At 70.1% G+C, this 25104-nt stretch carries 17 protein-coding genes and 3 pseudogenes; 10 read left to right on the top strand and 10 right to left on the bottom strand.

The genetic code is table 11. The annotated features are described in order from the left end of the window. The first annotated feature begins 508 nt into the window (after positions 1–508). From OHU89_RS01760 to OHU89_RS01775, 4 genes and pseudogenes are all read left to right on the top strand, one after another. A complete protein-coding gene (locus OHU89_RS01760; protein ID WP_405639139.1) occupies positions 509–2710 on the top strand; it encodes an MMPL family transporter in 2202 nt (733 codons plus the stop codon). 50 nt (positions 2711–2760) lie between these two features. Beyond that, positions 2761–3948: a sensor histidine kinase gene (locus tag OHU89_RS01765; RefSeq protein ID WP_405639141.1), complete on the top strand. Its 1188-nt coding sequence runs from the start codon at positions 2761–2763 to the stop codon at positions 3946–3948. Positions 3949–3950: 2 nt separating this feature from the next. Beyond that, positions 3951–4598, top strand: coding sequence for a response regulator (locus OHU89_RS01770; RefSeq protein WP_405639143.1), 648 nt, complete (start codon positions 3951–3953; stop codon positions 4596–4598). A gap of 15 nt (positions 4599–4613) precedes the next feature. Beyond that, positions 4614–4781, top strand: a pseudogene (locus OHU89_RS01775) (IS1380 family transposase); the annotation flags it as partial. Between the two features lie 216 nt (positions 4782–4997). Here the strand turns inward: OHU89_RS01775 and OHU89_RS01780 are convergent. The 3 genes from OHU89_RS01780 to OHU89_RS01790 form a co-directional block, all read right to left on the bottom strand. Further along, positions 4998–6482: a ricin-type beta-trefoil lectin domain protein gene (locus tag OHU89_RS01780; RefSeq protein WP_405639145.1), complete on the bottom strand. Its 1485-nt coding sequence runs from the start codon at positions 6480–6482 to the stop codon at positions 4998–5000. Between the two features lie 584 nt (positions 6483–7066). Then, the gene (locus OHU89_RS01785; RefSeq protein WP_405639147.1) at positions 7067–8536 is read right to left on the bottom strand and encodes an FG-GAP repeat protein; all 1470 of its coding nucleotides are present in this window, start codon (positions 8534–8536) and stop codon (positions 7067–7069) included. A 440-nt stretch (positions 8537–8976) separates the two neighbouring features. Next, complete coding sequence (locus tag OHU89_RS01790) at positions 8977–9966, bottom strand: alpha/beta fold hydrolase (RefSeq protein ID WP_405639149.1); 990 nt, start codon at positions 9964–9966, stop codon at positions 8977–8979. A 150-nt stretch (positions 9967–10116) separates the two neighbouring features. On the opposite strand from OHU89_RS01790, the gene OHU89_RS01795 reads away from it, so the two are divergent. Continuing rightward, positions 10117–10737, top strand: a complete 621-nt coding sequence (locus OHU89_RS01795) for a helix-turn-helix domain-containing protein (protein WP_405639150.1) — start codon at positions 10117–10119, stop codon at positions 10735–10737. Between the two features lie 260 nt (positions 10738–10997). Here OHU89_RS01795 and OHU89_RS01800 read toward each other — a convergent pair whose 3' ends face one another. Then, positions 10998–11831 carry an NAD(P)H-binding protein gene (locus tag OHU89_RS01800; protein ID WP_405639152.1) on the bottom strand — a complete coding sequence of 278 codons (834 nt, stop codon included), beginning with the start codon at positions 11829–11831 and terminating at the stop codon, positions 10998–11000. 306 nt (positions 11832–12137) lie between these two features. Beyond that, positions 12138–12956 carry an NPP1 family protein gene (locus OHU89_RS01805; RefSeq protein WP_266898446.1) on the bottom strand — a complete coding sequence of 273 codons (819 nt, stop codon included), beginning with the start codon at positions 12954–12956 and terminating at the stop codon, positions 12138–12140. Between the two features lie 269 nt (positions 12957–13225). Between OHU89_RS01805 and OHU89_RS01810 the strand changes: the two genes are divergently transcribed. The 5 genes from OHU89_RS01810 to OHU89_RS01830 all read left to right on the top strand — a co-directional run bounded on the left by OHU89_RS01810 (position 13226) and on the right by OHU89_RS01830 (position 19576). Further along, entirely contained in the window at positions 13226–17053 is a 3828-nt protein-coding gene (locus OHU89_RS01810; RefSeq protein ID WP_405639154.1) for a hypothetical protein, read from the top strand. 231 nt (positions 17054–17284) lie between these two features. After that, on the top strand, positions 17285–17587 hold the full coding sequence (locus tag OHU89_RS01815; RefSeq protein WP_266898442.1) for a DUF1778 domain-containing protein: 303 nt from the start codon (positions 17285–17287) through the stop codon (positions 17585–17587). Then, a complete protein-coding gene (locus OHU89_RS01820) occupies positions 17584–17970 on the top strand; it encodes a fic family toxin-antitoxin system, toxin component (RefSeq protein WP_405639157.1) in 387 nt (128 codons plus the stop codon). Before OHU89_RS01815 ends, OHU89_RS01820 begins: the two co-directional genes overlap by 4 nt. A gap of 548 nt (positions 17971–18518) precedes the next feature. Continuing rightward, positions 18519–18713: a DUF5708 family protein gene (locus tag OHU89_RS01825; protein WP_405639159.1), complete on the top strand. Its 195-nt coding sequence runs from the start codon at positions 18519–18521 to the stop codon at positions 18711–18713. Between the two features lie 692 nt (positions 18714–19405). Beyond that, positions 19406–19576, top strand: coding sequence for a hypothetical protein (locus OHU89_RS01830; RefSeq protein WP_405639161.1), 171 nt, complete (start codon positions 19406–19408; stop codon positions 19574–19576). Between the two features lie 285 nt (positions 19577–19861). Here the strand turns inward: OHU89_RS01830 and OHU89_RS01835 are convergent, their stop codons facing one another. From OHU89_RS01835 to OHU89_RS01855, 5 genes and pseudogenes are all read right to left on the bottom strand, one after another. After that, positions 19862–20677: a phosphotransferase gene (locus OHU89_RS01835; RefSeq protein WP_405639163.1), complete on the bottom strand. Its 816-nt coding sequence runs from the start codon at positions 20675–20677 to the stop codon at positions 19862–19864. Between the two features lie 178 nt (positions 20678–20855). Then, positions 20856–21524: pseudogene (locus OHU89_RS01840) on the bottom strand (RNA-guided endonuclease TnpB family protein); the annotation flags it as partial. 29 nt (positions 21525–21553) lie between these two features. After that, positions 21554–23089, bottom strand: a complete 1536-nt coding sequence (locus OHU89_RS01845; RefSeq protein ID WP_405654216.1) for an ISKra4 family transposase — start codon at positions 23087–23089, stop codon at positions 21554–21556. 5 nt (positions 23090–23094) lie between these two features. After that, positions 23095–23574: a hypothetical protein gene (locus tag OHU89_RS01850; RefSeq protein ID WP_405638640.1), complete on the bottom strand. Its 480-nt coding sequence runs from the start codon at positions 23572–23574 to the stop codon at positions 23095–23097. Between the two features lie 137 nt (positions 23575–23711). After that, a pseudogene (locus tag OHU89_RS01855) lies at positions 23712–24248 on the bottom strand (RNA-guided endonuclease InsQ/TnpB family protein); the annotation flags it as partial. Positions 24249–25104 lie beyond the last annotated feature (856 nt).

Here is a 25104-nt window from a genome sequence, read left to right on the forward strand (position 1 = left end):
CCTGACAAATTGTCAGGGTGTGGCGTTCGAGGCTGGCCTGCGCTGCGGCCCCTGTGTTCCCTGGCAGAAGGGCCGACTTACCACAAGCTCCTCTCCGAACGCGACCAGTTCCAGCACAACGACGCCTCCGCCTTGGCGGGCAGCTCGACCAGATCGGCGCCGTCGAGCTCACCATCAGGGTCCGTGAACTCAACCAGGACGAAGCCGAGTTGGAGGCACTCCTCGGCACCAAGACCGCCGAGGCCGAGGGCCTCGTACGCTAGGGTGACCGAGCTCGAAGGCGAGCCCCGCCGCCCGCACCAGCCTCCGTCAGATGTTCCAAAGCCAGAGCAATGGAGTCGCGTCGTCCACGTGGCTACCCGGCAGCCGTCGCCTGCCCGGACAAGCGCGACGGTCTTCCACACCCTCAGCGTCCACTGAGGCGGAAGGGGGTCCACCAGTCGGTGGACGCGAAGTTCAACCAGTCGCTGCTGTCGGCGCCGCACCGGTGACGAAGAGCATGGCTGCCATGAAGAATCTTCCCGTACGCATGGCTCGTTGGAGCGCCGTCCACCCCTGGCGGGGCATCGTCGGCTGGTTCGTGTTCGTCGTCCTGTGCCTCGCTCTCGGCATCTCCGTGGGCACCAACGCGGCGACCACCGAGGACTTCCGCATCGGCGAGGCGGGACGCGGCGAAGCGATCGCCGCGGAAGGCGGGTTGCAGCAGCGCCCCGTCGAACACGTCCTGATCACCGCGAAGCCGGGCACCGGAAAGCTCGACATCGCCGCGGCCGACTCAGCCGCCGCCGACGTCGCCGCCCTGATGCGCAAGCTGCCCGAGGTGCTCACCGTCACCGACCCGGTACGCGCCGCGGACAACACGGCGGTGCGGGTCACCGTCACCATGAAGGGCCCGGAGCTGGAGGGCAAGGAGCACGTCGACCCGCTGCTCGAGCAGACCGCGGCCGTACAGAAGGCCAACCCCGGGCTGCGCGTCGAGGAGACCGGATCGCCTTCCATCAGCAAGGGAGTCGACAAGCTGCGCGGTGACGACCTCGCGCGCACCGAGATGATCGCCCTGCCGGTCACCCTCATCACCCTGCTGCTGGTCTTCAGCTCCGTGGCGATGGCTCTCGTACCGCTGCTGCTCGCCCTGTCCTCGATCGCCGCGGCCGTCGGCCTGACCATGGTTGCCTCGCACGTCTTCCCCGACAACGGCATCAGCACCAACGTCATCCTGCTCATCGGCCTCGCGGTCGGCGTCGACTACACGCTCTTCTACCTCAAGCGCGAACGTGAGGAACGAGCCCGCGGGGGTGGCAAGCTGAGCCCGCAGGCCGTCGTCGAACTCGCCGCCGCCACGTCCGGCCGGGCCGTTGTCGTCTCCGGCCTCGCGGTCGCCGTCTCCAGCGCCACCCTCTACCTCGCCGACGACGTCATCTTCTCGTCCATCGCCACCGGCGCGATCCTCGTCACCCTCGTGGCCGTCGTCAGCTCCCTGACCGTGCTGCCCGCCCTCCTCGCCAAACTGGGCATGCGCGCCGAACGCCGTGCCGAGCGCCGGGCGGCCCGCGGGCTCGCGCCGAAGACGCAGAAGACGCACCAGGCCGGACCCGGCCGCCTGACCGCCGCGGTGCTGCGCCCCGTCGCCAAACACCCCGTCGCCACCCTCACCGTCACTGTCGTCGCCCTGCTCGCCCTCGCCGCCCCGGTCCTCGGCCTCAAGCTCACCGACATGGGCCGCGAGACACACTCCCGCTCCATCGAAGCCATGCAGGTCTACGACCGACTCAACGCGGCCTACCCGGAGCTGAAGTCCATGCACCAGGTCGTCGTACGCGCCGACGCCGACCGTTCGCCCGAGGTGACCGCCGCCCTGCGCGAACTCGCCGCCGGCGTCAAGGACGACCCGCGTCTGAGCGGCACGTCCCGGCTGACCATATCGCCCGACAAGCGGATCAGCATGCTCCAGCTTCAGGTCCCGCACTACGTCAGCAGCGACGAGGCCCAGTCCTCGCTCAAGGACATCCGCGCCACGTACCTCCCTCAGACCGTCGGCCAGGTGAAGGGTGCCGAGTCCGCGGTGACCGGTGACGTCGCCCGCTACGCCGACTACCCGGCCCACCAGGAACAGAAGCTGCCGCTCATCATCGGGGCGCTGCTCCTGGTGACCTTCGCCATGACCGTCTGGGCGTTCCGCTCCGTGGTCCTCGGCCTGGTCGGCATCCTTCTCAACCTCCTGTCCGCCGCCGCCTCGCTCGGCGTCCTCGTCATGGTCTTCCAGCACACCTGGGCCGAAGGCCTGGTCGACTTCACCTCCACCGGTTCGATCGGCACCCGTGTCCCGCTGTTCCTCTTCGTGATCCTGTTCGGCCTGTCGATGGACTACCAGGTCTTCGTGATCAGCCGGATCCGGGAGGCCGCCCTGCGCGGAGTCCCGACCCGCAAGGCCGTGATCGAGGGCATCGGCAGCTCGGCGGGCGTGGTGACCAGCGCGGCCGCGGTCATGGTCACGGTCTTCGCCAGCTTCGCGGCCCTGCACCTGATCGAGATGAAGCAGATCGGCTTCAGCCTCGCGGTCGCCGTCCTTCTGGACGCCTTCGTCATCCGCATGCTGGTCCTGCCGTCCCTGATGCTCCTGCTCGGCGAGGCCAACTGGTGGCCCTCGCGCGGAGTGCGCCGCGCCCGCCGCACCGAACAGGCCCCCCGCCCCCTGGAATCGGTAAGCTGATCAACTCGACCGCCGGGCCCTCAACTCCCTTACGAACGAGGTGAATCAGCGTGACTCAGTGGCAGCAGCAGCCGGGCGACCGGCTTACCCCGGACCGTATCCGTCGCTGGAACTCGGCAGGCTGGATCCTGTTCGGCCTGCTGCCCCCGGCCATCGCCGTGCTCGACGCGTCGCCGGCCCGCAGGTACTGGATGCTCGGCCTGCTCGCCCTGATCGCGCTGTGTCACACCGTCGTTCTCACCCGGCCGGACAACCCCCTCCTGCGTCCCCGTACCTACCTCGCCGTCCTCGCGCTCGTCCTGGGCGCGACGGCCTACCTTCTCGACGGCGGGGCCGCCTTCTACGTGGTGTCCCTGCCGCAGTTCTGGCTCTTCACCCGCGCCCCGCGGGACGCGATCACGCTCAGCGGGGCCGGCGCGGCCCTCACCGTGTTCGGTAGCACGCTCGGCCAGGGCTGGAGCCCTCAGTTCCTGACGGGGAACGTGGTGTTCACCGTTGTCGGCTATGCCGCAGGGGTGGGGCTGGGGCTGTGGGTGCACCGCTTCGTGGGTCAGAGCAACGAGCGACAGGAGCAACTGACTGCAGAACTGGCCGTTACCCAGGAGGAGTTGGCGGCTGCGTATCAGCGGCAGGGGGCGGCCGAAGAGCGTGAGCGGCTCGCCCGGGAGATCCACGACACCCTCGCTCAGGGCTTCGCCTCCATCGTGGTGCTCGCGGAGGCCGCTCGCGCTGCCACCGCCACTGACCCCGTACGCTGCGCCGAGCAGCTCACCTCCATCGAGCAGACCGCGCGCGAGAACCTGGCCGAGGCCCGGGTGCTCGTCGGCTCCGCCCCCGAGAGCGGCGTCGCGGCCGGCTCGCTGGCCACCACCCTGCGCAGAATCCTGGATCGTTTCGTCCAGGACACCGGTCTCACCGTCGCCGCCGAACTGCCCGATGTGGACCTGGACCAGCGCACCCGCGTCGCCCTGCTGCGCTGCACGCAGGAGTCCCTCGCCAACGTGCGCAAACACTCGGGCGCCTCCACCGTCGGCGTCGTCCTCACCGAACTCGCGGGCGGTGTCGAGCTGGAGATCACTGACGACGGCTGTGGCTTCGTCGTCGAGGACTCCCATGGTTTCGGCCTCGACGGCATGCGCCGGCGGCTGGCCGAACTCGACGGTGAACTCGCCCTCACCAGCTCCCTCGGGGACGGCACCCGTGTCCTCGCCCGCCTTCCCACACATAGTCAGGACTGACCGTGACCGACACCGCGTACGACCGGATCCGCGTGGTCGTGGTCGACGACCACGCCGTGATGCGCGCCGGAGTCATCGCCCTGCTGGCCGACGAGCCCACGATAGAGATCGTCGGCGAAGCGAACGACGGCCGCGAAGGCGTCGACCTCGTCGAGCGGCTCGCCCCCGACGTGGCCCTCCTCGACCTGCGCATGCCGGTGCTCGACGGCGTGGCCGCCACCACCGAGATCGTCGCCCTGCCGCTGGCCACCCGGGTGCTGATCCTCACCACGTACGACACGGACGTCGAGATCGAACGAGCCGTGGAGGCCGGCGCCGTCGGCTACCTCCTCAAGGACACCACCCGCGAGCAACTCGCCGACGCCATCCGCTCGGCGGCGCGCGGTGAGACGGTCCTCGCGCCCAAGGTCGCGGAGCGTCTCGTGGCCCGGATGCGCCGCCCTGAGCCGGTCGCGCTCACGGCCCGCGAGCGGGACGTGCTGAGGGCGGTCGCCGACGGCCTGTCCAATGCCGAGATCGGCCGTCGTCTGGTCATCGGCGAGGCCACGGTGAAGACACACCTTCTGCGGGTCTTCGCGAAACTCGACGTCAGCGACCGCACTCGCGCTGTCGTCGTCGCCCTGGAACGCGGACTCCTCGCGCACTCCTGAGACCCGATTGTCGACCCGGTCGCCTCCGCCCCGGCCATCTCCCGGCTGATCGACGCCCTCGCCGCCTCCGGCGACAAAGCCCTGCAGGCCATCCGGTCCGCACGGTCCGAAGTCTGCTGCCATGCCTGGTCGTTGGCCGGCAAGGACACCCCGGACGCCGACGACCGGGCTCTCGTCGATCTCTACTCGGGGACGCGGGGCATGCGCTCAGGCCATCGGCTTGCGCGTCGCGGTTGACGGTGTTCAGGGCCAGCCAGAGGGGCGGCGCACATAGCCCAGCGGTAGCGGGATCCGCTCATCGTCCCTTCGGCGCTGACGCGCACGGGCCCGGCGAGATGCTCGCGGGGCCCGTGCGGTTTGGATCACTGGTTCACCAGTCGAGGGGAACAGGTGCCGGTGTCAGCTCCTGGTCCACTGCTGGTTGCTGCTTGCGTTGCAGTACCAGACGTCGACCGCCGTGCCGTTGCCGGTGCCGCCGCCGGCTGCGTCCAGGCAGAGCTCCGGGTTGGCGACGCTGGTCACCGTGAGGTCCGCGTTCAGGTTCCACTGCTGTGCCGCCGCGCCGGTGCAGTCGGTGATGACCACGGGGTTGCCCGCCGTCGCTCCGGTGCCTCCCACCGTCATGCACTTGTTGCCGTAGACGGTGAGTTGTTTGTCCGCGTTCCAGTTCCAGGACTGGTTGCCGCCGTCGTTGCAGTCCCAGAGGTCGAGTTGGGTGCCGTTGGTCGTACTGAAGCCGGGCACGTCCACGCAGCGGTCGGAGCCCACTCCGCGCAGGACCTCGCCGGGAGGCGCGGGCGGCAGGTCGTTGACGGGCGGGGTCTTGCCGAAGCCGTAGCCCCAGCGCAGCTGCGCGACTCCGCTGGCGTTGTTGTCCACCAGGTTGCCCGCGGCGTCCAGCGACTCGATCGAGTAGGCGTCGCCGAACCTCAGCCCCGGCCAGTACACCAGTCCCATCCCCTTGCTGCGGGCGGTGTTGGTGACGGCCGCGAGATACGACGTGTAGATGTTGCCGTCCCACGCGCCGTAGTTCAGACCGGTGGTCATCGGGGAGCCGGCCTCGTCGATGATGGTCCGGCCGGCGTAGCTGCCGATCCGGGCCTCGAGGTCGGCGACCCAGTCCGCCTGCTGGGTGTGGCTGGCCCAGAAGCCGTAGAAGTGCAGCGACAGCAGCGTTCCCCGCAGTGCGCGGGCCGCGCCGACACCGGTGACGTTGTCGTTGTAGCCGGTACCGCTGATCACGACACGGCCGCGCGGGACGTCCTTGTGCTGGGCGAGCCATCCGCTGGTGACGGACACCCACTGATCCAGGGTGTAGCCGTGCGGCTCGTTCATGGGCTCGAAGTAGACCCGCGGGTTGTGCTTGTACTCCCGCACCACGGTGTTCCACATCTTCTTCCAGGCGGCCGTGTCGTCAACCAGCCCGTCCTTGCTGGTGTCGGCCTCCCAGTAGCTGACGATGACCTTGTCACCGTAGGCCGTGGCCGCGTCGATCGTCGCCCGGTACGACTTCCACCAGTTGGTGCCCACGGTTGCCGGGTTGATCGGCAGTCGCAGCGTGTTGGCGCCCAGGTTCTTCTTGAAGCCGCGCACCATGTGGCCCGTGGTGCGGTACACGGTGCGGTAGTCGTCGGTCACCGACAGCCCGCTGGGCACCACCGCGTCACTGGCGTAGTTGTCCCGCGGGTCTGCCCAGTTCACCCCGCGGAAGTCACTGGTAGCGCCCTTCGCCACGGGCTTCGCCGGCGCGTACGAGGCGGCTGACGTCTCGGTGACCGACTGCGCGAGGGCGGGGGCAGGGGCGGTCAGGAACATGAGTGTCGCGCCGAAGCCGGCCGTGAGCACACCGGCCAGTCTTCTCGACCTCGTCGAGGTCTTGGTCATGTCGTCTCCAGTGACGGGGATCGCGGAGGGCGGAGTGCGGGTTCGTCACCTGAGCCGAGGCAGTGATGAACCAGGGTCCGGATACAGACACTTGCACCCCTGTAAACCGGCCATGGTTACGTAACCATTGCTCGGACATTCGCACGACGCCCGCACTGGTGACAAGCCCCGTGACGTTTCCGAAACACGACAGACCTTTTTCACCGGACCCAGAACGGTTCACTGGTTGTTGGACTCGAAGGCGGCCGTTCGGCGGGCCGCCGGCGGGCAGGGCGGTGACATGCTTCGGGCTGCCGCAACCGGTCGGCAGCTCCCCCGCACCGCAGCAGGTGTGCGAGGGATGCGCCACTGGGGTGGGCGAAGAGAGGCCGGCGTTCACACGCACCGGCGAGCGCCGTCGCCGCGTTCGTCACCGCCTCAGCGGCCGGTGACCGGACGCCCTACGGCCCCGCGCCCGCGGCCCGCATCCGTCACTTCGACCGAGACCGGGGGCGTCGGCGGGTGGGGGTGGGGCAGGCAGGCCGAAGCGGAGGACTGACCGGCGGCGTCTTCCAGCAGCTCTACGACGGCCTGCGACTGCCTGATTACTGGCCGAGGACGGATCCGAAGTAGGCGTTGTCCGGCGATGCGCCGAGTGCGGCGGCACCGAACGACCAGGAACCGCTGGTCGTCACGCCCGACGCCGTGCCGTCGAGCACCCAGGCGAAGCCTGCGGAGTCGTTCTCGTAGGGAGCCGTGGTGACGAGTTCGGCGTGGCCGTCGCGGTCGGAGTCGACCAGCCGCGTCTGCGCACCGAAGCGGTCCCCCGCCTCGGCCGCACCCGGCACGCCGGCGGTGTTCTGGTTGAAGTTCTGCGAGCCGGCCGTCCCCAGTCCCCGTGCCGAACCACGCAGGAGCCAGGCCGCACCCGCGTCCGCCAGGTCGCCGATGCTCTCGCCCGGGGAGCCGATCGCCAGGTCGAGGTAGCCGTCGCCGTTGACGTCGCCGAGGCTGAGGTCGCCACCGAACTGATCGCCGACTTCGGCACTGCCGCCAAGGCCGCCCCTGCCCTGCTCGAAGACCTGATCCGGCGTCTGGGGGTCGGAGCCGAACAGGCCGTCCGGGCTGCCGTAGCGCACGGAGACACTGCCCGAGGACAGGTCCCACTCGCCGTGCTCCAGGGTGCGCGGGTCACCCAGCACGAGGTCGGGGTATCCGTCCTTGTTGATGTCACCGGAGGCGCCCACCGAACCTCCGCCGAAGGAGCGGTCCAGGTCCAGTCCGTCCGCGGAGCCGCGCAACAGCACCGAGTGGCTCTCCACGATCTCCAGGCTCGGCTGGGTGCCGGTGACCACGAGATCGGCATAGCCGTCCTTGTCGTAGTCGGCGCCGGTCAGACCGCTGGGCCGGAAGCCGTCCTGACTGGGCAGACCGTAGAGCTGCTCGGGATTCTGCGGTGTGCGGGAGGCGCTGAAGTCGTGCACGTAGACGGAATCCTCCGCGTTGACGTGGGCCAGTTCCGGGCGTCCGTCGGCGTCGACGTCGGCGGCGGTGAGCCCGCTGCCGTAGGACTCCCTGGCGCTGGGCGCGCCCAGGGTGTTGCTCTCCAGCCACGAACTCGTGCCGGTCAGCCCGCGGGCCGAGCCCCACAGGACCGTGACGCTGCCCGCGTCGACGGCGTCCCCGATGTCCTCGCCGGGTACTCCCACGGCCAGATCGGCATATCCGTCACCGTCGAGGTCCGCGGACGTGACGGCCGCGCCGAAGGCGTCATAGGCTTCCGGGCTGCCGGGCACCCCTGCCGAACTCTGCGTCAGGACCACTCTTTTGGCGGTGTCGATGCCATGGGACGAGCCGTAAAGAACGGAGACGAACCCGGCTCCCGGCTTGCCACCCACCGTCGCGGCGGGTGCCGCGGTCACCAGATCCGCATAGCCATCGCCGTTGAAGTCGTCGTGGGCCACCGTGGTGGCGCGCTGGCCGCCCTCCGCCGCCCAGGCGGGCCCGCCTGCGATCGCGGTGCCGGTGATGCTGAGCAGGGCTAACGCCAGGAAAGCGGCGCGTGTGGAGCGCATGAAGATCCCCCTTGTGTCGCTGCGTCGTTGCCGCAGCCTCATGAACCGGGCAGCACACCGAGCCGGTCACGCACGGCATACCGCCCTCGCGGCAGATGAGACCCAAGAACCTCAACAGAAGTTGTACGCCCAGCGGTTACCGCCGAGTCCTGTGGCACGTCTGTGACGGTGGCCACGGATTCGTGACACACCCTGATGCCACTCACGACAGCGGCAGCCTCGCCACGGAGCACGAGGGATTCAGACCGTGTCCTCCACGGTCGGAATTCCCTGACGGATTTCTCAGCCAGCGGGTTCGACGCGGTGGTTTCCACGGCCGCGGACGACTTCGGCACGTCCGCTGATGCTGCTGTTCGGCCTCGCCGAGCAGGCCGCCATGCGCTGCATCAGCGCCGCCCGCCCCGAACGAACCGCCAAGCTGCGCAGGTCGGCCGCCTGGTTCAGCCCTGGAGGGTGGCGAGCCAGTCGGTCAGCAGGCGGTTGACCTCGTCGGGGCGCTCCTGCTGGATCCAGTGGCCGCAGCCGTCCAGGAGGTGGGAGGCCGAGAGGCCGGGGAGGGTGGTGGGGTAGGCGTCGATGGCGTCGGACATCCAGGTGGTGGAGGCGTCCAGGGCGCCGCCGATGAACAGGGACGGCTGCTTGATCGGGGCTCCGCGGTGCGGGGCGAGGTCTTCCCAGTCGCGGTCCATGTTGCGGTAGCGGTTGAGCGCGCCGGTGATCCCTGTGCGCTCGAACTCCCCGGCGTAGACGTCGAGGTCATCCTCGCTCAGCCAGGCCGGGAGAACCCTCGTGGGAAAACGGTCGCGCAGCCGGCCGCCGCCGCGGGCGACGAAGTGCGGGTCATGCTCGCCCTGTTCGGGCATGGTGTCGGCGGACAGGGCCGCGTAGAAGCCCGCGAGCCAGCCCCGGACATCGGGCTCGATCTCCGCCTCGGCGCGGCCGGGCTCTTGGAAGTAGGAGACGTAGAACTCCTGCTCGGGGCCGCCGATCTGGCCGAAGATGTCGGTGGGGCGGGGGCCGCCGGGCGGCGCGTAGGGAACGCTCAGCAGGCCGACGGCACGGAAGACCTCGGGGTGGAGCAGGGCGGACGCGGCGGCGATGGTGGAGCCCCAGTCGTGGCCGATGACCACCGCGTTCTCCTCGCCGAGGGCGCGCACGACGGCGACGTTGTCCTCCACCAGGTCGAGCATCCGGTAGGCGTCGGTCGCCGTCGGCTTGGAGGAGCGGCCATGGCCGCGCACGTCGATCGCCACCGCCCGGTAGCCGGCCGCGGCAAGGGCCGGGAGCTGGCGGCGCCAGGAGTACCAGGACTCAGGAAAGCCGTGCACGAGCAGGACCAGCGGGCCGGTGCCCTGCTCGACCAGGTGCAGGCGCCCGGCCGGGGCTGCGACGGTGCGGTGGCAGAGCTCGGCGGTCGGCTCGGGCTGCATGGGCTTCTCCTCGATTCGCGGGCGGACGCGGCCACCCATCGATCATGCGGCGCGGCACCCGCCCGACGCGATCGTCCTTGCCCTTCTGGCAAACTCGCAGGACAGAGCGGTGGAACGGCTGGGCAAGGACGGCGAGAAGGAGCGGGAGAGGTGGCAGTCGACGACGTGGGCGGCACGCTGGCCGCGATGGGAGCCCGGTTGCGGATCGCGCGCGAGGACCACGGCGCGACGCTCGCCGGTGTCAGCTGCGCGACCGGCATCTCACCCAGCACGCTGTCCCGGATCGAGACCGGCCGGCGCAAGCCCACTCTGGAGGTGCTGCTGCAGCTGTCGAAGGAGTACGGCCTCTCCTTGGACGAACTGGCCGGCACCGCACCCGCGGCCGAGCCGCGGGCTGCGGCGCCCCTGAGCTTCGGCGACGACAAGGCGGTGCTGCCGTTGACCCGGTACGTCGGCGGCCTGCACGCCCACAAGCACGTCCTGCCCGCCGTCGAGAGCCCGCCCGCGCGGCCGCGGCAGTTCTCCCACGAGGGCTACGAGTGGCTGTGCGTGCTGTACGGGCGGCTGTGGCTCGCACTCGGCGACGACGACCTCATCCTGACTGCCGGGGACGCCATCGAGTTCGACACCCGCACCCCGCACGGGGTGGCGAACGCCGGCTCCGGCGGGCCTGTTGAGTACCTGATCATGTTCGGCCCCCAGGGCGAGCGACTACGCTTGCGCACCCCTCCGGCCCCCGGCCACCCGAACCGCCGGCCCTGCGCACGGTAGGGGACCACCCCGCGACCCGACCGGCGCACCGCCGGCACTGCCCGCAAAGAGCAAGGCCGTGCTCGTCGCCCGCCCTTTCGGCCTGACCAGCCGCCGCCAGCTGAGCATCCCGCTTCCCCAGTAGTGATTCGCGGGCATTTTGGACTGGTGCGTGGACAGGCGCGGCACTACCGCCTGGCCCGGGCCAGAGCCCGCGCCGAGCGGGCCGCCACGTCCTGAAGCCCGCGCCCGAGAACAACTGGCGCTGACGGGCTGGTATCTCAACGGAAGCTGTCGGCGTTCTCCGCGGCCCACTGCTGGAACCCTCTGGCCGGAAGCCCGGTGACCCGTGCAACTGTGTCGCGCACCTTCAGCAGTTCGTCATTGACGTCGCCGCCCGTGACGTCGAGGACCGCCTCCGCCGCCTCGGCCCCGAAGACCGCGGCCATCTGAGCGTGAGCCTCCTGCCGGCTGATCTCCTTGAAGGGCACATCCCGACCGAGTGCTGCGGCGATGGCCTCGACCTGCTGCCGGGCCGTCACCGGCTCCGGGCCGGTCAGGGCGTACGTGCGTCCCTGGTGACCGGGCTCGGTCAGCGCGACTCGCGCCACCGAGGCGATGTCCGCGGGGTGGATCGTGGGCAGCCCGGTGTCCGCGTACGGCGCACGCACCACTTCACCGCCGCGGATCGACGCCGCCCACATCAGCGCGTTCGAGGCGAACTGCGTAGGCCGCAATATCGTCCAGGCCATACCGCTGTCCTGAAGCAGCCGCTCCACTGCCAGGTTCTCGCCGGCCGGACCCAGGCGCGAATGGGTCTGGACCGTGATGGACGACACCAGCACCACATGCTCCACACCCGCCAGTCTGGCGGCGTCAAGGATGTCGGCATCCGGACCCAGACGCGACACCAGGAACAGCGAGCGCACCCCGTCCAGAGCGAGCTTGAATGACTGCGGCTCCGCAAAATCACCCTCAACAGCCTCGACCCCCGCAGGGAACGCGGCCCGCGCGGCGTCGCGGGTGAATCCCCTCAGCAACCCCGCACCGCCTCCACGCAACTCGCCCAGCAGTGCACTTCCTATGTTCCCGGTGGCACCGGTCACGAGGATCATCAGCGTGTTCTCCCGTCGTCAGATGATCAACTCGAAGACACGCTAGAAACTCAACCGCACTTCAGGTCAAGGGAAGTCCCCGGCCCTCCCCGCACGCCCGAGTGCCATCGCCACGCGAGGACGCCCTCACCAACCAGCCGGCCTCGGAACGGACTGAACGGACCGACATGCCGCCGCGTACGCACGGCACGTAAAGGGGCGGACGAGTCGGTGCCGCCGGTGGGACGGGGCGGGGAGTTGGTCCCACCGGCGGCTGCTCAGGAAGGCCTGCGCAATGGTGTCCGCGTCAGCCTGTGTGCCCGTGCGTCAGAACGCGGGGATGGCGGCCGCCGCCCTGCTGTCGGCGTTCCGGGCCTTGTTGATGTTGCTCTGGAGGTTGCCGGTCAGCGGGAAGTTGGCGCTGCCCCACTTGGAGTTCCACAGCTGGTCGCGCGGTGTCTTGTCCATGTTCTCCATGGTGACCAGGGCCGGGCGGTCCCAGCCTCCGTCGCCCCACGCCTCCGGGGCCTCGCCCCACGCGGCGAAGCGGAACGCGTGCGTGCTCGCGCCGTCCTTGTGGTAGACGATCTCGACGCGGTTGTAGCTCGACTCGCCGTTCAGCCGGCCCATCGGCACCTCGTTGATCGGGTGGGTGCTGTAGCCGCCGTGCCGGGAGGCGGACAGGAAGCGGGGGCTCTCCTCGCCCTGCTTCTGGAAGACCACGACGGACTCCCAGTCGTGACGGTGTCCGAAGGCGTCGGCGCCGTTCAGCGTCTGGTCTTTCTCGAAGTAGAGCGCGTAGACGTACGCGCACCAGCCGTCCTTGCACCAGCTCTGCGAGTAGGTGTTGGCCTTGCCGAGGTGGTTGGTCCGGCAGCCGCCGGTGATCGTCCCGGTGTTGTCCAGACCGCCGTTGAGCTTTCCGCTCGCGTCGACGGCCGCCGCGGGGAAGCAGCTGTCCGAGTCGTAGTCGAAGAGCGGCATGTACTTGTTCTGGTAGGTGCTCGCGTTCCACGGCAGCGGGGTGAGGATGGCGGCGGACGCGCTCGTCGAGACGCCGACGGTCAGCGCGCCGGCGCTGAGCGCGACAAGGACCGCTCGGCCGAGACGGGACGTTCTGCGGTGGTGCGTGGATGCCTTGAACATTGCGGGTGCTCTCCACTGGGTCGTGCCGGGAACACGGCTCGGTCGTGCCGTCGTCCGGCGTGGCGGGACCGAGACTGGCAGCCGGAAAGTTGACTGGCACCCCTTTCATCAGGCCGTTCAATTCCGTCGTCCGGAGTTCGCCTTCGCCGCTCCGACTGTTTTCGGATGTTTTCGTTGTGAACAGGTATGGCCCGCGACCCGTTTTCCCCTGTGATGTGACTCCTGTGATGTGACTCCTGTGCTGTACGGGGATGGGGAGGGTGGAGCTCATGGGGCGTCCCGAGAGACCTGTGGACCCGCAGGCCGGTCCGGTGCAGCGGTTCGCCCATGAGCTGCGGGACTTGCGGCGGACGGCGGGCGGACCCTCGTACCGGCGGATGGCCGAGGCGGCCGGGTTCTCCGCGGCGACGCTGTCCGAGGCGGCGCGCGGGGAGCGACTGCCGTCGCTCGCGGTGGTCCAGGGGTATGTGCGGGCGTGCGGGGGCGACCCGGGTGAGTGGGAACCGCGCTGGAAGGACGCCGAGGCGGAGGCCGCGTCCGCCGCCCGCGACGAGGACGGGGCGGCCGCGGCGCCCTACCGAGGGCTGGCGCCCTTCGATTGGGACGACCGGGAGTTGTTCTTCGGGCGGGACCACTTGGTCGGCGAGCTGGTGCGGCTGGTGCGGGAGCACAGGTTCGCGGTGGTGTTCGGGGCGTCGGGGAGCGGGAAGTCGTCGCTGCTGCGGGCCGGGCTGATACCCCGCCTCCAGCAGGAAAGCGCCGACCGGGAACGGAACTCCGCCCCAAGCGCCCCTCTCGCGGCGGACTCCCCCGGCTCGCCTGACGCCCCGGACTCTTCTGTCGCGCCTGCCGAGGTGCGGGTGTTCACGCCCGGGGAGCGGCCCGCCGAGACGTACGGGCACCTGCTGGTCCCGAACGAGGGGGACCCGGAGAGCTGGGTGGTCGTCGACCAGTTCGAGGAGGTCTTCACCCTCTGCCACGACCGCGCCGAGCGGACCCGGTTCGTCGACCTCCTGCTGGCCGCCCGGAACCCGGACAGCCGGTTGCGTGTACTCGTGTCCGTACGGGCCGACTTCTACGCCCGCTGCGCCGAGCAGCGGGGACTCGCGGACGCGCTCGACGGTGCCGGGCTGCTGGTCGGGGCCATGACGGCGGACGAGCTGCGGGAGGCGGTGACCCGGCCGGCGGCGGCCATCGGGCTCCTGGTCGAACGGGAACTTACCGCGCGGATCGTCGAGGAGGTCCTCGACCGGCCGGGCGCGCTGCCGATGCTGTCGCATGTGCTGCTGGAGACCTGGCGGCGACGCCGGGGCCGGCTACTGACGCTGGCCGCGTACGAGGCGGCGGGCGGGGTGCGCGGGGCGATCGCGGCGAGCGCGGAGGAGGTGTACGGGCAGCTGACCCCCGAACAGGCGCGCAGCGCCCGCCAGTTGTTGGTGCGGATGGTCGAACCGGGGCAGGGCGGCTCCGACACCCGGCGCCCGCTGACCCGGGCCGAACTGGCCGAACCGACCGACGTCCATGCGCCCGTGGTGGTGGAACGCCTGGCCCGGGCCCGGCTCCTCACCGCCGACGAGGACGGCGTCCAGCTCGCCCACGAGGCGCTGATCACCTGCTGGCCGAGGCTGCGCGACTGGATCGAGGAGGACCGGGAGTGGCTGGGCCACCACCGGCGGCTGGCCGAGGAGACGCGGCTCTGGCTGGAGCACGACCGCGACCCGGGTGCGCTGATCCGGGGCAGCAGGCTGGCCCGCGCCGAGGACCTGTTCGCCGGTGAACCGACCGGGCAACGGGGCCCTCTCACCCCGCCCGAGCGGGAGTTCCTCGACGCGGCATTCGCGGCCCGCGCGGCGCAGGTCCGGGCCGCCGCCCATGCCGCCCGCCGTACCCGCGGTCTCGTCGGCGCGCTGTCCGCCCTCCTGGCGTTGGCCCTGATGGGCGGGCTGGCCGCCTGGCACCTGGGCGTGGACAACACACGGCATCACACCGACACCGCCGCGCGCCGGGTCGCCGACCTCGCCGACGCGACGCGCACGACCGATCCGCGCACCGCGATGCTGCTGGGCGTCGCCGCCTGGCGCGTCTCACCGCTGCCGGAGGCCCGCCGGGCGCTGCTCGGTTCCCTCGCCCAGGTGGAACACGCCGTCTTCACCGACCCGGCGCCGGGCGACGGCCCGAAGCGTTTCCTCGCCGGCTCCGGCCGCACGCTGCTCAGCGTCGAAGGTCGTACCTGGCGGACCTGGGACGTGGTCACGGGCCGCCGTACCGCTTCCGGCCGGCTCCCCGCCGCCAAGGTGCTCGCGGCCGGCCCCGACGCCCGGCTCCTCGCGCTCGCCGGAGCCGACGGCATCCGCCTGTGGGACACGGCCACCGGCCGCTGGACCGGCGACCCGCGCCCCCTCCCCGCCACCTCCGTCATCGACATCGCGGAGGGCGGCTACGTCGTGAGCGGCACCGGCCACGACCGGGTGAGCCTGCGGTCCGTCACCGGCGGTGGCGTGCTGTTCGGGGGCCGGGTGGCGGGCGGCCCGGTCACTCCGGCCGTGAGCGCAAACGGCCGCCTGGTCGCCGTCTGCCCGGCGGGCGGGTCCCCGCGAGTCTGGGACATCGCCGGCCACCGCATCCGTCCCGGCCCCTGGGAACGGACCCGCGGCCTGTGCGCCGAGGCGCAAGCGACCGCCCTCGTGTTCGGCGCCGACGGCGCCCGGCTCGCCGCGCTCTCGGCGTCCGGTGTGACCGTATGGAACACGGCGTCCGCCCGCGAGGTCGCCCACCTCGACGAACCGGGCGCGGAACAGGCCGCGTTCACCCCGGACGGCACCTTCCTGGCGACCGCCACCGGCGCGGAGATCCGGGTGTGGCGCCTGTCGGACCCGGCGGCCCCCGTGTTCCGCCACCGCGTCAACAACCAGCACCTGTACGGCCTTTCCTGGGACCCCGCCCGCCGGACCGCCCTGCGCTACCTCGAAGGCGGCGCCGTCCACTGCCTGGAACTGGGCAGGGCGGTCACGCCGGCCTGGCGCCCGCACCCGATGACGGCCGTACGCATCAGCCCCGACGGCCGCACCTACGCGACCGCCCAACTCGTCGACGCCCGCTACCGTTTCGAACTCCGGGCCACCTCCGACGGCCGCCTCCTGCGCACGCTCCCCGCCCCGCCCCCGCCCGTGTCGGCCGCCCCCTCCGACCCGGTGGTCCCGGCACACACGGTGGCCCTCCTCGCGTTCAGCCCCGACGGCAAGGCGCTCTCGTACGGAGTCTCGGTGCCCGGCCCGGACGTGGCCTCCCAGCGCTTCACGGTCTGGGACCTGACCCGTGACCGGCTCCGGGCAACCCTGCAACTCGCGACGCCCGAGTCTGCCGCCCCGGTGGCCGCCCTGGCGTTGGGACCGGGCGGCGGCGCCCTGTACACGGCCCGCCTGCCCGTCCCCGGCAAGCCGGTCGACGAGGTGTGGAACACCGAAACCGGCCGCCGCGCGACCGTCCTTACCGGCCTGACCAGCACCCATCTGGCCGTCCACCCCGACGGCAGCCTCCTCGTCGGCGACAACCGCACCGCGGATCTGCGCGCGGGGAAGGTCACCGGCAAGGGGCTCGTCCAGGGCGAACAGATCAGCGCCCTCGCCTTCGCAGCCGACGGTTCACGCCTCGCGGCGGGCGACCTGACCGGACGGGTCGCCCTGTGGGACGGGGAGTTGAACGACCGTACGGGCATTCTGCGCAACGTCTTCCCCGCTCCCCTGGGCGAGGTACCGGAAGCGGTGAGCGCGCTGGCGGTCAGCCCGGACGGCGCAACCCTGGCCGTCGGGGGCACCACGGGCACACTCCAGCTCTGGGACATCGCCACCCAACAGCCCCTGGGCGGCCCGCTGACCACCCCGGGCGAGATGATCAACTCGCTCGCCTTCACCGCCGACAGCACCACCCTGTACGCGGGCAGCGCCCACGTCCCCCTCCAGCGGTACGCGGTCGACCCCGAACGGGCGGCCACCCAGGTGTGCGCCCGGGCGGGCACAGGGGCGAACCTCTCGCGGGAGCAGTGGCGGACGTATGTGCCGGAGGTGGCGTACAGGAGGGTGTGCGTCCAGGCCATGTAGGGCCAGCCGCCGCGTGGCCCTTCACTCGACGCGGATCGGATCATTTGCGACGGACATCCAGAGAGGGGCTGCCGGCACATTGACGGGTACGCCCGGCCGTCCGCGCGGCCCGGGGCCCGCTCGCCTGCCTGCCTGCCTGCCTGCCTGCCTGCCTGCCGTCATCGAACCGGCGCTCCTGTCCCGGTTCAGGGCCCTGGACCGGCCGCCGGTATCGGCGGTACCGTTGATACCATGACGCATCCGAAAGCCATGAGCCTGCGCTTCCCCGACCCCGCTCAGCATGCCGCGATCGAAGCCGCCGCGAAGCAGGCGGGCGTCAGCCTGCAGGAGTACATCCTGTCCGCCGCCTACGACCGCGCCACCGCCGTGGAGAACGCCTTCCTCGACGCCTTCCGTGCCTCGATGGCCCACAGCGCAGCCGCGTTCGCCGAGGAGAGCAGCACCGTCGATCCCAGTGCGCAGCAGCGCGCAGCCGAGCTCCAGGCGCGCCACGAGCTCGACGGGCGGCAGCCGGGCCGGGGCCACGCCGCGTGACCCAGAACAAACCGCTTCACCCGCTCGATGTGGCCTTCCTGCTCCATGCCGCCGAGCTCCTGCCGGGCGACCCGCAGGTGGATGACTACGGCCCGCTGTATGCGGCCGTCGCCCGGGTCAACGCACGCGCCCTGGAACACGACGTCTACGGCTCCCTGCACCTCAGAGCCGCAGCACTCCTTCAGACACTGGTGCGGCTGCCCTGCCTGGAGCACTCCAACGAGGCCTTCGCCTGGCACGCAGCCGAGGCGTACCTGGCACTGAACGGATGCCGGCTCGAATACCCGCCCAAAGAAGCGGTAGCCCTGGTACGGGATACAGCCACCGGCACCGCCGGAGTCGGCCTCATCGGCCGTCAACTACGCGCCTGGAGCATCTCCTGACCCGCCGCCCGCAACCGCCCACGCGACGAAAACGCCGCAGACAGGCGCATGAGCGGGCGTGCGGCACAGCCCGCAGCACGTACAGCGCGGACAAACCCGGAAACAGGACCGGCCGGCCGATCGCGCACACCCCGCCCGACGCACCGACGTGCGACACGTCAGATGCTGATGGGACAACGGCGGTGGAAACCCGCACCCACAAGACGCTCGAAGGCGTCATGCGCATCCCCCGGCACGTCCTGCTCGACGGCGAAGCCAAGCCCTGGGTACTGATCACCTGGCTTCGTTCGCGAGAACGAGCCCTGGTCCACCGCGTGTGGCCGTGTGACTCTCGGTCAGCCGATCCTTCCACCTCTTACGGGCCGCCCCACGATTGATCGCGGGGCGGCCGCGACATGACGAAGGCCGCGACTTCCGGTCCATCGAAGTGTGTAGTGCGCATCTCATCCGGCAGGTTGAGGTTGCGCCCCCGCGTCCCTGCCTAGGGTTGTGGGCGAGCAACAGCCCTGGGCGCCAGGGACGAAGCGACCTCAAGGAGATCAGCCACCGTGGCTCCCGCCTCGAAGAACATCGTCGAGGGCGCAGCCTGCGCCGTCATCGGAGTTGCGATGCGCTTCTTCACCGAGGATGTTCACATTCCCGTCTTTACGCTCACGAAGGTGGGCGTGGTGCTGATCGCCATCGGTGGCATACAGCTGCTTTACGGCGTGTACCAGGCGGTGAGCGCGCGGAGTGTGGAGTAACGGACGGCCGGGCAGCTGCATACCGCTTGGACCGGGCTGCATGCCCTTACGAGTTGCCTCGCGATTGATCTTGGTCGCAGGTGGGGACATGGCGAAGGCCGCGTGAGTTGTCTGGGGTGTGATGCTCAGTCAGGCCCGCGCGGCCATGTCCCATTCTGCCTGCTGTGGCCTGTCGGAGGAGCACCTGGGTGAGTTGGCCTCCGAGCTCGGCGCGCGCTGGGAGGCGCGGTGCGAGTCTGGACCGCACGACCGACGCGGGGGTTCCCGTCGCCGGGAGGCGGGGCCGCACCAAAGTACGGACTGGCCTTCGTCGACCGGCTGCTGGGACACTGGTGCACCTGCGGACCGGGCTCACCCGCCAGGCCCATGGGAGTGGTCTACGAGGTGAGCTCGTCCACCATCGGCCCCGCGATCGGTAAGATCCGTCCGCTGCTCGCCGAGCGCAGCTTCGCCGTCCCGGACCATCCTGGACTGCGGCTGCGCACGCTGGAGGACGCGTTCGCCTACGCCGAAGACGAAAACGTCACCCTGCGGATTGACGGGATGGAGACCCAGGTCCGCCGTCCGAGGGCGGGCAGACCTGGCCGGCGCGCGTTCGTGTCGGACAAGCGGAAGCAGAACACATCAAGACGACCACGAACAGTGACGGGCACGGGCGCACCGTGTGGTCGGGGGCAGTGCGGCCGGGCCGGATGCACGACCAGACCGCGGTGCGCACCGAGGGCACCGCCAAGCACTTCCGCCGGCACCCCACGGTCAAAGCGGAGGTCGACGACGGCTATTGGGGGCTGGCCAACGAGTTCCCGGGCCAGGGCTCGCCCGGCCGAAGAAGCCGAAGAGGGCCGATGACGAAGCGCCGTTGACCGAACGGTATGGCTGGTGCGAGATGAAGCGCCTCCAGTCCTCGCGAACGCCGAGCATCGCCAGTGGCGTCCGCTTCAGCGGTACACCAGACACCGGGAGACCTACGGCGAAACCCACGGCGGCGTCGCAGGGCTGATCTCCGACCGCGCCGCCCGCAGGCCCACCCGGCACAAGCCAAGCACCGAACTCGTGCCCGTCTGCCAGGCGGCCTGCTGAATTACGCATCAACCGAACCGCCAGGCCAACACACCCCAACATCAATCGCGGGACAGCCCTTTAGCCAGTCAACCCAGCAGTGCAGCCGTGAACATCTCGCGGTGAGCCACCAGCCACTCCTGGATGCGGTCCCAACGCCGCCAACCACCGTGCTCGGCCAGCGCCTGGAGGTAAACAGGGTCACCGTCGGCCACTCGATCAGCAACGAAGGCCCGGCAGGATGCGGTGGCCTGTTCGATGACGCCAGGCAGTTCAGCGCGCTCCTGCGGAGAGAGGCCGTAGCCGTCGGCGAGGATCCGCAGTCGTGCCGGGGCGTCCAGCCCCGCGGGATACAGAACTGTCGCGGACGTGGGATCGAGCATGGGAACCCAGTAGCGGGCGGTCATGGCAACGTCCCACACCGCTCGGCCGGGGGCCGCCAAGTCGAAATCGATCAGGGCTGCGGCATGGCCATCGCGGAAGACGACGTTCTCCGGGCACACGTCGTTGTGGCACAGCATCGTTCCTCCCGCCGGATCGGCCAGGGACCGTGGCCACTCCACGCGTGCATCAACCGCGATCGCCACGCTGGCCTCGTGCAGACGCCGCAGCAGGCTGCCCACCGACCGCAACGCGGTCTCGGTCATCACCCAGCGCGCAAACGGCGGTAGAGCAACGTCGCCGGGGACGAAGGTCAGCTGCTCCCGGCCGTCAGCGGTCAGACGGATCGGCCTCGGAGCCGCGTCGAACCCCTGCTCTGCGAGCGCAAGAAGATGGACATGGAGGGCGCGCGCCGTGCGCGGCGCCGGGCGCTCCACCAGGGCACCGTGGCGGAAGACCGCGCCCACGTTCACCATGCCGCCGACCAGCGCTTCGCCCTCTGCCGTCTCGCCCTCAGCCGCCATGTCGATCACGCTACCGCCAGGTCGGCCGAGTGGGGGACGGTCCCGAAATGTGCTTCAAACTAGGTCACTCACCTGGGCATTCACCGGACGCTGAGCCGGCCTTCGTCTGATCATGTGCTCCGACCAAGGATGCACGTGACCTTGACTTCCTCCTCCTCGTGAACGAGGAGGATTCCAACGGCTCGCGCCGTGGGGTTTTCTGCTTCGTCACCGACTGCCCGCCCGGAGAACTCCGTTGAGGTCTTACACCGGCTCCACAGACAGACGCCGCCAGCCCGGCGGCCAGAAGGTTCTTCGCCGCGTTCACGTCCCGGTCATGGGCTATCCCGCAGGTCCCACACGTCCAGACACGGACGCTGAGCGGCAGCCTCTCCCGCACACTGCCGCAGCCGGAGCACAATCGAGAGGAGGGGAAGAACCGGTCCACCGCAATCACTTCCCGCCCGTACCAGGCAGCTTTGTACTCCAGCAGGCAGCGGAACTCACGCCAGCCCGCATCCGAAATAGCCCGGGCAAGCGGACGGTTCTTGACCATGTTGGTCACGGTCAGGTCCTCGATCACGAGCGTTTGATTGTCACGCACGAGCCGAGTCGTCAACTGGTGAAGCAGATCCCGGCGCCGGTCGGCGATCCGCGCATGGATCCTGGCGACCCGACGGCGGGCTTTGCGGCGGTTGACTCCCTCGCCCTTGGCCTTGCGGGACAGCTCCCGCTGCGCCTTCGCCAGCCGGGCCCGGTCACGGCGCTCATGCCGGGGATTGGCGACCTTCTCCCCCGTGGACAGGGTCAACAGGTGGTCCAGACCGACGTCAATGCCGACCACCGCGTCCGTGGCGGGAAGCGGCTTGGGTGCAGATCTAATGAGGGCGCTGTCGATCAGGTAGGTATGACCTGGTCGCGGTAGCGCGTCTGGTGGTTGCGGGTGAATTCCTGCTGCTGGTGCCAGGTCCAGTAGGCGTCGAAGTCGCCGTTGGCGCGGACGGCGCGCAGCTTGAGTACGGCTTCAGCTCCGGACAGGCCCCAGCGGGCGCCGGTGATGTCCAGGCGGTCTTTGACCAGGTGCCGGCATGCTCCCTCGATGATTCCGGTGGCGATCGGCCAGCCGCGTTCAAGGGCGGTGTCGTAGTGCAGGTGTTCGGCCTTGCCGGTCAGGTAGTTCACGGCCTCGTCGATGCCTTTGCGCTGGGCGCCACGCAGTCCGGCGGTGCGGGCGGCTTCCTCGATGGCGGCGGCGGTCTGCTGCACGCCGCCGGCCAGGAGGGTGCGGGCGTGGCGGGCGACCCAGGTCTCGGCGGAGGCGTCGCCGTTGTCGTGCAGGCACCAGGCTGCTCGCCACAGATATTCGAGCACGTGGATCAGGTCGACGATGATGTGGACGTCCACGCCGCGCTGTAGTGCTTCGGCCTTGATGAGGTCGATCTGATGGCGGGCCCCGTCGACCAGGACGACCCAGCAACGGCGGTGGCCGGGGTCGCGGTGCTCTGCCTGGTCGAACACGGCGGACACCACCTGCGCGGCGGTGTCGGTCACCGAGCCGCACAACCACTTCGACCGGGCCTTCGGCCCCTGGCGGCGCTCGGGCGTCGCGCCGTGGGCGGCGTCGTCCTGCCGGTCGGGGTCGGCGAAGATGTCGTCCACCGTGCGCGGCGCGGGCTCGGCATCGTAGACGGCTCCCAGGGTGGCCATCCGTTTCCTGCCGTGCTTCTCCCCGGACGCCAGCCGGGTCTTCATCGCGTTGCCGCCCTTGGCGGCCGCAGCCTTCGCGGTGTCCTCACGCAGTGCTTCGGGTCTTATCACCACGCCCTTGCCGTCGACCGACAAGATCAGCGGCGTGGTGCCGGTGCAGGGAGCCGGCACGAGGGCGTCGTAGAACGCGTCGATGTCGACTGCGGCGCCGACGGCGAGTTCCTGGACCTGCCGGTGCCCGATTCCGGAGCCGGTGACGGCGTTGATCCGCTCGCAGGCATCGGCGAAGCTGCCGCGGGCGGACTCGATCGCGGCGAGCCTGGCCAGCCCGTGCGAGTGCAGTGCGTCCGGAAGGTTCAGCACCGCGTCAGCCGGGTGCAGGTCCGCCACCCTGGTGCCGCGGTAGGCGATCCGGACCACGGTGACCTTGCCGAACACCGTGGCCAGCATCCGGCGCCGGCCCCGCTCGATCCGGGAGCGCCCGGCACCGGCAGCGTCCACGACGTCCTCACGGCGCACCTCGTCCCTGGCCCGCAGGGTCAGGTGGTCCTGGAACAACTGCCGGGTGACCTCGCGCATCCGCGCACCCAGCAGGTCCTCCAACCGCGCGTGCGTCATCACCGCAGCTTCCGGAGCCGCCAGCTCCGCACACGCCGCGGCGAACAGACCCGCCGAGGCGGCGAAAGCGTCCTCACACTCCGCGAGCGCACCATCGGACGGCCTCACCACGCTCACCACCCCTGCTTTCGGCCGTCGACCTTGAACAGCCCGGACGAAGGCTCGGCCAGGATTCCGCGCTCCACCAGCCGCTTCAGCTTCGAGCGCATCCCCTCGACGTGCCGCGGCTCGGTCCCCAGACCCAGTTGCCGACAGACCTCTTTGCAGCGCATCGCCGCTCCCGAGGTCGCGAACAAGGCGATGATCTCCCGGTACTCCGGCGACATCACCGTCACATCCAGCTCCGACTCGGCCTTCAACAGCGCCACGGCGACCCCGCCGTCACGCCCACCCGCGCCGTCCGAGCCCGGCACCGGCGAAGACGGCGCGGCCAACACCTCCTCCACCGTCTCCCGCGCGATCTGCAACCGCGCCAGCCGTTCCTCGGCCCCAGACAACTCCTCGGACAGACCAGCGATCTGCTCACGCAGCCGCTCGGCATGGCCCAGTACCTCAGCTCGCCTGGCCTCCAACGCCTCCATCAACGACGGCACACCACACCCACCCTCGCTCAGCACCCGCACGCCTCACGGCGGGCTCGACCCCGGCGACGGTAGAAGTCAGCACGACCGACCGCATCCCGAACCTCTGCGAATCACCCCAACGAGGCACCCTCAGAAGATCTACACCCAAGCGGCTTCACGGACGGGTCTTCGCACAGGATCGAGACGAACCAGCGCCCGGCCGCGTCCTGGGACACGGTCACCGTGGACGGCTGCGCTCCCTCGGGCAGCGGCCGGGACCACACGATGTCCAGCGAGTCCGCCATCTTCGCCAGCGTCAGCCGGCCGTCCCGGATACGGAATCCGCTGCTGGTGTACTCCGCCGACTTCCGCGACCTCTTCCGCGACTTGAAGCGCGGGTACTTCGCGCGCTTGGCGAAGAAGTGGGTGAACGCGCTCTGCAGGTGCCGCAGCGTCTGCTGCAGCGGCACCGACGACACCTCGTTGAGGAAGGCCAGCTCCTCGGTCTTCTTCCACGCCGTCAGCATCGCGGAGGTGGCGTTGTAGTTGACCCTCTCCTGGCGTTCCCACGCTTCGGTACGGGCGGCGAGCGCCAGGTTGTAGACCTTGCGCACGCAACCGAACGTCCGCAACAGCTCCGCCGCCTGCACATCACTCGGATAGAAGCGGTATTTGAACGCCCGCTTCACAGGGTGCACGGCCACGCCCACAACCTAGCCAGACCACAGGCAGCGATCAAACCTGCCGGTCAGGGCACTGTGATCCGCCCTTGAGGCGCATCCCAGCTCTGTGCCCTGCTCCGCAGGAGTTTCGTTTTCCTCCCCCGGCTGAAGCCGGGGGTATCCACGAAAGAGTCCGATAAAAGCTGGCTCGCGCCCCGCCCCCTGCCTCAGAATCCTCGGCGTGGCAGACACGGGACCTACCGAAGAAGACACACCGGACGGGCTGTTGGGCTGGTGCCTGGTGGCCAACGTGGTGCGAGAGACCGCGCACGGCGAGAGCGGGCTCGACATCCAGCGCGGCACGAAGCACTTCCCCGTAGGCGCCCTGCGGTGGATCCCGCGCTTGCGCTGGGACCCCGGCCACTGCCGCTGGCCTGCGGTGGGCCGACACCGAGGCAACGGCCGCCGGTACATCAACATGGTCGTGCGCACGCAGGACCTGGAGAACTTCCGGGTCAAGGGTGTCTACAGCGAAGGTCTCGTCCGCAGTCTCAACGGCTACCTGCACGACCCGGCCGCCCACGGACGCTGCAAAACCCGTGGCCCCGTGAGTGGGCACAGAACTGGGCGGACAGCTGGAACCAGCCCCGCGAGCCGGTCCGTATCGACGGCCACTCCCACCCTCAGATTACTGTTCCCAACCCGCCACCGGCAGAGCTCCAGGTCGAGGGTGAAACCCTGCATCTCGCTCACTACGGCACCAGAGGAGTCCACTACAGCCGCAGACCCCCTCCCGTGGAGTGGACGCCCGAGCCCTGAGCGGAACTCTCGAACGTGCCCGCGGGGAAGTCGACGCCGTCGGTGGGGAATTGCGTGACGTTCCACAGCGGGGTGGCGG

Source organism: Streptomyces sp. NBC_00019, assembly GCF_045041015.1.
Taxonomy (GTDB): Bacteria; Actinomycetota; Actinomycetes; order Streptomycetales; family Streptomycetaceae; genus Streptomyces.